Annotated in this window: 4 protein-coding genes; all 4 read right to left on the bottom strand. The window is 37.2% G+C overall.

Annotated features, from left to right (window positions below; genetic code table 11):
* Positions 1–242: 242 nt before the first annotated feature.
* Complete coding sequence (locus QZ323_RS03410) at positions 243–941, bottom strand: DUF4304 domain-containing protein (RefSeq protein WP_294632779.1); 699 nt, start codon at positions 939–941, stop codon at positions 243–245.
* A complete protein-coding gene (locus tag QZ323_RS03405) occupies positions 941–1,405 on the bottom strand; it encodes a macro domain-containing protein (RefSeq protein ID WP_294632777.1) in 465 nt (154 codons plus the stop codon). Before QZ323_RS03405 ends, QZ323_RS03410 begins: the two co-directional genes overlap by 1 nt.
* A gap of 190 nt (positions 1,406–1,595) precedes the next feature.
* Positions 1,596–2,291: a hypothetical protein gene (locus QZ323_RS03400; protein ID WP_294632775.1), complete on the bottom strand. Its 696-nt coding sequence runs from the start codon at positions 2,289–2,291 to the stop codon at positions 1,596–1,598.
* Positions 2,291–8,281, bottom strand: a complete 5,991-nt coding sequence (locus QZ323_RS03395; RefSeq protein WP_294632774.1) for an FG-GAP-like repeat-containing protein — start codon at positions 8,279–8,281, stop codon at positions 2,291–2,293. The genes QZ323_RS03400 and QZ323_RS03395 overlap by 1 nt, the downstream gene beginning before the upstream one ends.
* Positions 8,282–8,288: the final 7 nt, after the last annotated feature.

Raw genomic sequence — 8,288 nt, 5'->3', positions numbered from 1 at the left:
TTAGTATATTTTACTGCCCCAAAAGTGACGAAGAACCAATAAATACCCTATTTCACCCCTCACATCTTTCACCTATTTGTTAATTGTATCGTACACAAGCATTTATGGTGAAACTTCTTATGAAAAAACAGCATTCGTGGTGAATACCTAAAGATACAAAAGAGCCAACTAATTCGCAATGCTTTATTATGAATTAGTTGGCTGATTTCTACCATTTACTGAATGTTCCTATTTCACCGTCCCTATTTCTCAGCCAAGAATTTTCTAAACTTCTCCACAAACGGCATATAGGAATCTAAAGCTTTATTAGGCGGAATCTGTATAGCGTCTTCTCCATATATTGCTTGTAATGCTTTATACTCTTCTATGTTTATACTGTTTGAACGGCGGGTCACAGCGTTTTCCACTGTGAGCAATGCTTGTTCGCTATTACCATACAAATAATACAGTACAGGTAAAATGTAATCTCTTACTTCACTTCCAATATATGAATACTTTGAAGTCGCAAGACCGTAAATCATCTGATCCACATCCGACAATTCCTCAAGATAAGACGAACCATATTCTATAATGGCTTTTGCCATGTCTTCTGCGTCCTCACGAATATCTTTATCTTTAGTGAATTTCCATTCTTTAAAATCATTTTCAGGCATAAGATAACCAATGGGAAGACAAATCATGGGGCCATAGTCTTCGATATTAGGATTCAACCCGTCTCTAAGCTGTAGCATTAACTTGTCCACATCCCTGTATATGATCCCTACAACGGGATTCAGATAGACTACATGTTTTTCACCACGAGTGGCTGTGGTAAAGCCAATATCTTGTATCACATTACCATCGGTAGTGCGTATATAATTATTTTGTTTTCTTCTCTTGAAACCATACTTGGAGAAATATTCCTCCAAGAATAACCAAATCTTCTTTTTTTGCTCTTTCATCAGAAACGACATTTCTCTTTATAGTTCTCTACCACAACCAACTCTATATCGGGATATTTCAAAGCGACATCTTCAATTACTGTCTTAACATCACACCAATTCAAACCTCCTAACCCTGCGCCTATTTTAGGCATAGCTATTGATTTGACATTACTCTGAGTTGCCAGTTCCAGCATCGTATCAACTGATTTCCTTATTGCCTCCAGTTCTGCTTTCGTTTTCCAACTCTTTTGAGTCCCTAAATTATAGATGTGCTCATCACCCGTCACATATTCAAAAACATCCCCTACAGTAAACGTTCCATCGGCACATTTTGTCTTATATAGCCTATACATTTGAGGATATTTCATCTTAAATTGCAATGCTATGCCTTTCCCCATAGCACCTACGCAATTACAACCATGCGCGTAACACTTCACTCCACTAAGAGTGAATATATTTCCTTCTTTTACGTATCTTACCATATCATTATCTATATATTTTAAACACTTCAAGAACTAAGTCAACAAACATTTTGAGTCGTATTGGAACTATACTATTGGCATGTGAATAATACAAATTCAACAGATAACCGCAAACAGTTACTAATATTCAAGAAATTTAACTTGTGGTTACTTACTAAATCAACATCATCTACGTGCTATATGACAAACATTATTTTTCAGATATAAATTGCCTAAACCTTTCTACAAATGGCATATAGGAGTCTAAATCTTTATTAGGCGGAATTTGTATAACTTCTTCACCATATATAGCTTGTAGTGCTTTATACTCACCTATGTTTATACTGTTTGAACGGCGTATCACTGCTTCTTCCACAGCAATCAATGCTTGTTCGTTTTTACCATGTAAATAATACAATACAGGCAAAAGATAATCTCTTACATTCCCTATATTTGAATACTTCGAAGTGGCAAGCCCATAAATCACCTGATCCATATCTGACAATTCTTCAAGGTAGGGTAATCCATAATCTATAATGGCACTTGCCATGTCATCTACCCCATCACTGACATCTACATCTATGGTAAATTTCCATTCTTTAAAATAATGTTCAGGCATAAGATAACCAATGGGACGACTAATCATAGGAGCATACATCTTGAGACAACTACTAATTCCATCTCTAAGTTGTAACATCACCTCATCCACATCCTTATAAATAACTCCTACAACAGGATTCAGATAAGTTACATGCCTTTCACCATGAGTAGCCGTAGTAAATCCTATATCTTGCACAACATTGCCATCTTTAATACGTATAAAATTATTAAATCTTGCTTTTTTAAAGCCATATTGGGAAAAATGTTTGTCCAATAATAATCGTATTTTCTTTTTTTGCTCTTTCATCAGAAATAATGTTTAATTACTACTACATAATGACTTGTAAACTGTTTATCTATATAATTTTGAAACTTAGGGACCTTAATTGCATTTGCTCCCCGTGGAATAAGAGTTGATTTATTCGTCAGATATTTAGGTATATTTATCTTTTGATTTGGAGTAAATCCTGCATGTGGGCCGGTTTTTACCTCAACTAGATGTAACTGTTCATCTAATGAACCTACAAAATCAAATCGAGTTCTAACACCATCCAGTTCCACCGTAACTTCCTGTGCATGAACAATTCCACCTTCTGCCTTAAATTCCCTCATCGCTTCCTGAACACCCAAATCACCTTTCTGACGGGGAGTCATCGGTTCATGATTCAATAGTGGATCATCAGACGCAGGTATAGCACTTTCATTAGAGGGTTTAGAAGTTACTCCCGCCTCAGGATGTTCTATATCACCAATCGATGTGTTTTTAAGAGAGAATGGATTACGTCCTTTTGCAATATCCGCTCCAGTCCATACATTTTTTCCTTGGAAATAAGAAATTGCCCCTCCAATGATTGCTCCGGACGCCATTCCTGTTGCAGCTCCCATAAACATCCCTGTTGTTGCATCCCTCATGACATCCCAGAAATCACCTCCGGACAGAATCGCATTACCACCTCCAAGTACAAAACCGGATGACGCTCCTGACGCCGCTCCAATAACAGCACCTCCTGCAAATCCGGATAAACCTCCTAAAGCAGTAGATACAGCACCACCCGTTACATATCCCAAGGCACCAGAAACCGCACCAACACCAAAATATCCCAGTCCCTGCCAGAAATTATCTATACGATTCCAATTCATCGCGACATTTATGATTCCTCCAGCGACTGCAGCGGCTACGAACCACCATACTTCACCATTCTCATCTACATAACATAACGGATTGTTCATGCCGTATGTGTAGCGATTGAACCCTTGCAGGTTATCCGGCAGTTGCACGTATGGATCCGGAGAAAGGAAACGCCCAAGAATAGGATCGTATAAACGGGCATTCATGTTAACTAAACCAAAGACCGCCAAATGTTCATGACCGGTATATCCACGCCCCAGCAGAAGATCAGGCACCGATTCCGGCGCATAAACCGATTGATTGACCGGATTACGCAATCTACCCCATGCGTCATAACTATATTCAGTCAGTAAAGTGCCAGTATTGTTTGTAATGTGAGTTATACTTCCCAAATAATCCCGGCAAATATAATTCAGTTGCCAAGCACCTCCCTGTTTGACATAGACTGCATAAGCATCGTAATAACTGCCACCAAAATACAACTTTTCTTTGGTTTCTCCAACTTTATTGTCAATTTCATAAACATTTCCAAGATAATAACGTGTCAGGTAATTATTTCCGTCCTTTTTAATCTGCATCTTTACGCGTTGATTATCCACGTTGTACGAGAATGTAGCTTGATAACCGTTCTCCGTAATCGAATTAGGACGCATGAAAGAGGTGTAAGTAATCTCCTGCTGTTTGGAGAGTGTATTGTACAGCCCGTTAACTGGCGTGATGGCCTGTACCTTATATTTGTCATATTCTAATGTACCGGCATCACTTTTCGATATAATATTACCTAGATTGTTATAAGAAACTGTTGCATTCTTATAACCTGTCAGCCTATTCAAACCGTCATACGTAAAGTTCTCGGTAAGGTTCCTCGTCATGTCTTTACGGAAATTCAGGTTTCCGTTAATCGGTTCAAAATCATAAGCACTATTTAAGAAAGTGCCACTTGCCGTCGACGAAGCTGTTCGTCCAGTTGGGAGACCATATTCATCATAAGTGTAATTCCGCGTTATATTGCCGGTTACAATTTTAGTCGGATGACCGAAAACATCTACTGCCTGCAAATCCCAAATAGAAGTGTTTCCTACTTTGACCGTCTTAAGATGATTGTTTACATAGGTATAATTCTCCGAAGCAATCGTTTCTGTCTGAGATACATAAGTTGTTCCCGTAATTCTTCCATTGACATACGAATAATTCTTCTGCAACCACTTACCATCCACTCCTACTTCTTTTTCCGTCAGAATATTTCCATAGCTGTCGTATGTATAATTAAAAGAAGTGCTGTTCGTTCCTGATACAGAAGATAATAATTGGTCAGAATTATATGTATAAGTAAATGTAGTTTCCGGAGTAATCCGTTTTAAAACCCTGCCAAACTTATCAAGCGTTGAACTAATCGTTTTCCCTCTTGCATCCGTTTCCGTATTCCTGTTGCCATATTCGTCATATCCATAGGTTATTGTCCCCGCCGACGGATCAGTTATACTGGCTAATCTTCCATACGTATCATAGGTGAAGGTCGTACAAATATCATTCGATATACGAATAGTGTCAGGTTTTCCATTACTCAAGTAACTATAGGTAATATTACCGGATGTATCGCTGACTTTTATTAATCGGCCTAAATTATCAACCGTACGAGTTGTTGTTATCCCATTTTTGGTTTCTGTAATAGATGTTCTGGCGTAGCTGATGAGATCTTCCTTCCCAGATGCATACCGTATCTTTACCGGACGGTCGAACTCGTCATACGTATAAGTGTTCCAAAGTGTTGCCGAAGTCCCTACAAACGGTAAAGATTCTTTTTGCAATAAACAATTCCGGTCGTAATAGGCATCTTTGTATACAATCTTACCGTCAAACCGAGTAGTTCCTGCCCTGACAACTTTATCAAAAATGTTGTAATAAGTAGTAGTGGTGGGGCTTAAAGTGGATGACTTCACAACAGAATACAAGGATTGTGGAGCTGTAGATTGCGCCCATGATATATGATTAGTCTCAACCACATTGTCCGGATATGTCGTCTTAATCAAATTGCCCATATCATCATATTCATATCGGGTAATCTGATTTTTATGATTTTTCTCCTGAATCACTTTCCCGCGTCTATCGTAGGTATAAGTCGTCTTAAACCCATACGAATTTGTCATTTCCGAAAGAGACTTTCCATTGGTAGAGTACTTATAACTGACAGTTATAGGATTTGTAGACGTATACGGTTTACTTGATTTTGTCAGAACATTGCCAAAGGAGTCATAAGTATAGCTTTCTTCTAAAGTGGTGGATGTAGTATTAACAGAAGAAACTTTCTTAACCAGATTATAATTGGAATCATAAGTAAAATCTTCCTGCTCCATCCAAGGAGATTTCTTTTTATCCTCTTTCTTTATTGTTTTTTTTAGTGGTGCCCCAAGCAATATCAAATCCGAAGTCACGACATCGTTATAAGTTATGGTTTGTGTTTCAGTAGTATTTCCCATAACTTTCGTAATACTCTTAGGATTTCCATTTGAATAGTTATAAAATAGTTGCCCAATAGATATGCCCCTCAAACTGTCAAGCTCCATTTTAGCAAATAGTTGCAATTCAAAACGCTTGTTACTTTTGTTTATTTTTATATAGTTATTAGTTATTTCATGCACTAAGGTACCACTGGTCGTTTGTACTGTCCGCTTGGATAAATAAGGAGTGAAACAAGTTGTGTTATAAGAGTATAGACTGATTGTTTTCATTTTCTTATTATAATCCGTCTCTTCAATATTCTTAAAACACAACAATCCTTTCCCTTGCCTATGTACACAAATATCTGTATACTTATAATTTAATGCTTGATAATAGTTTCCAGCAGTAGTATTTTTAGCACTAACGACATACAAGGGTATCCGTGTTTTTACTACCGGGAAAGCTACAGATGTATTGGTCTCTGTATAATATCCTCTTTCCGTTATCGGTACATACTGAAAGTTAATTTGCTTATTATAACCATCTGTGATTCTTTCTACTTGCAAGCGCAGTTTATCATTAAATGTGAGAATCATATTCATGTCCGCATAAGCAGACAATATAAATTCAACACGTCCATCGCCATCAAAATCCTTAACGGCTATATTTGTTTGACCGGTTTCGATATTTTCTCTAATATCACTATACTCCATTAATGTTGAAGTATAGTATTCATTATCAAATCCGGTTCCATTAAAAGTACCTACCTTTATACGCAACTTACTGTTTCCCGAAGGGGGATCCAAATGTATAATTTCGTCCTTTCCATCCTTGTCACAATCGCCTACTATAATTTTGGCTTCAATATCATGGTTTGATATTGTTTTTTTCACGAATGAACGTCCTGTTGACAAATAAAGAGAGACATCAGAAGTATTGCTTGAACTTTGACATAAAACATCCGTTTTACCATCCCCATTGAAATCTCCGAAATAATTAAAACTCCAGTTCTTGAGTCCCGTACTATTAAAGGATGTCAACTTGGTAAACGTACTGCCACTTAATGTATAAACCCACGAACTACTGCCATTCATGGCCAATACATCGGATTTTCCATCACCATTGAAGTCAACTATATAGTTATTATTGGGATAACAATAAACATATTCACTTCCCCAGTTATCAATACCACCGGAAGCTATAACAGAAGCACTTTCATTATATAGTTTGGCGTCCCTTGTGAGGAGTTCCATCTTTCCATCACCATTGAAATCACCAACCATAATTCTTGAATCGCTATTATTGAATCCGCCAGTGTTTGTAAAAGATTCACCATTGAATATGAAATATTCAAACCGATAATTATTTTTTCCAGCCTGGTGTAGACGTATTACATCCAATTTTCCATCACCATTCAAATCCGCATAAATAAGCCCAAGAAAATCTTTAATCAGCGGAATCGAACACTTTTTAGAAAACGAAACATTGCCATACATTGAGTAGGCCAGATATAAAACAGCATTGTCAGAAGAGCTATAATACGAAGATGGAGTTTTGGTCGGATAAGTCATCATATCCGCTAAACCGTCTCCATTGAAATCTTCAAAATTAGGATAGATCCCTTCACGACTCACGTTAACATAAGAGAAATACTCATCGGTGTTTTTCGAATATTCACCATAGTAATCTCCCCAATCAATTACGGTCGAATTATATTTAGATCCATTTAATCCATATTCTTCTATTTCACTTAATTTAGAATAATAATGATCGAATATATACTTAAACTTATATTCACAGATAGCAACTCCATCATTCGTACATTTTATACCGGTCAACAGCACTTTCTGGCTTATAATATTACCAGCGACATAAGAATCTATTATGTCATTGCGTGTATTGTATATAAACTCAATACGATTATATGGACTTACATTAGCCGTGGAATTACCTGTATATTCTATACTTGACAAATAAAATTCACCCGTATTTATGTTCGTATCATAGTGATAGAGCATATAGTTCCCATGACGGTCAGTTACTTTCGACAGAAGCCAATAAAGTGCATTCGTACTATTCTGCGCCCGAATATATGAATCACTATTTGTTCCGTATTCATACACCAGTCCGTCTTTGGTTCTTACCCGGAAAGCATCTCTTGCATTTATAGTCATATAGTCAACCCTACTAAATTCTTCGATTTCCGGAGCATAAGTGGAGCCTATTGTCAAGTTATTGCCTGATACTAACATTAACCTCTTTCCATCCAACATCAGATTATCAGATGTATTAAGCTTTAGTTCATCAGCTTCTCCATCAAAATAATAATTTTTCCCAACCCGTGTTATAGCAGATGTAGCACTTATATTCCAGCCATAGCCCATTATCCCATTGCCAGACTGGCTATTATAAACTACAGATATCTGTGGTTGCATCCGATTAGTACCATCAAGCACTTTAATGGGAATTTGATAGGTAGCCGCACCCGATGGAGATACATCTGCTATCCCTTCTATTTTGCCGACTTTCAAAGATGTGTTAAGAGAACGATCCGGATCAGGTATTTCCTGATAAACAACAGGCTGCACATTAGTAGCCAATGAATAGTTATTCACATTACCCCAATGAAAAACAGGGAAATCATTGAATGAATTTGCCGCATAAGCAAAAACGCTATAACCTAATGATAGCAGTATCAGAGACAGTAATATTCGGTAATGTCTTTTCATAATAGTA

It is taken from the genome of uncultured Bacteroides sp., from assembly GCF_910585845.1.
In the GTDB taxonomy this organism is placed as follows: domain Bacteria; phylum Bacteroidota; class Bacteroidia; order Bacteroidales; family Bacteroidaceae; genus Bacteroides.
Note: the sequence above shows the minus strand (reverse complement) of the source record. Positions and strands in the feature narration are given on the sequence as shown.

Bases quoted from the DNA above. Each gene is read 5' to 3' on its own strand.
- QZ323_RS03400 (WP_294632775.1), bottom strand. From the start codon at position 2,291: ATGAAAGAGCAAAAAAAGAAAATACGATTATTATTGGACAAACATTTT.
- QZ323_RS03405 (WP_294632777.1), bottom strand. From the start codon at position 1,405: ATGGTAAGATACGTAAAAGAAGGAAATATATTCACTCTTAGTGGAGTG.
- QZ323_RS03395 (WP_294632774.1), bottom strand. From the start codon at position 8,281: ATGAAAAGACATTACCGAATATTACTGTCTCTGATACTGCTATCATTA.
- QZ323_RS03410 (WP_294632779.1), bottom strand. From the start codon at position 941: ATGAAAGAGCAAAAAAAGAAGATTTGGTTATTCTTGGAGGAATATTTC.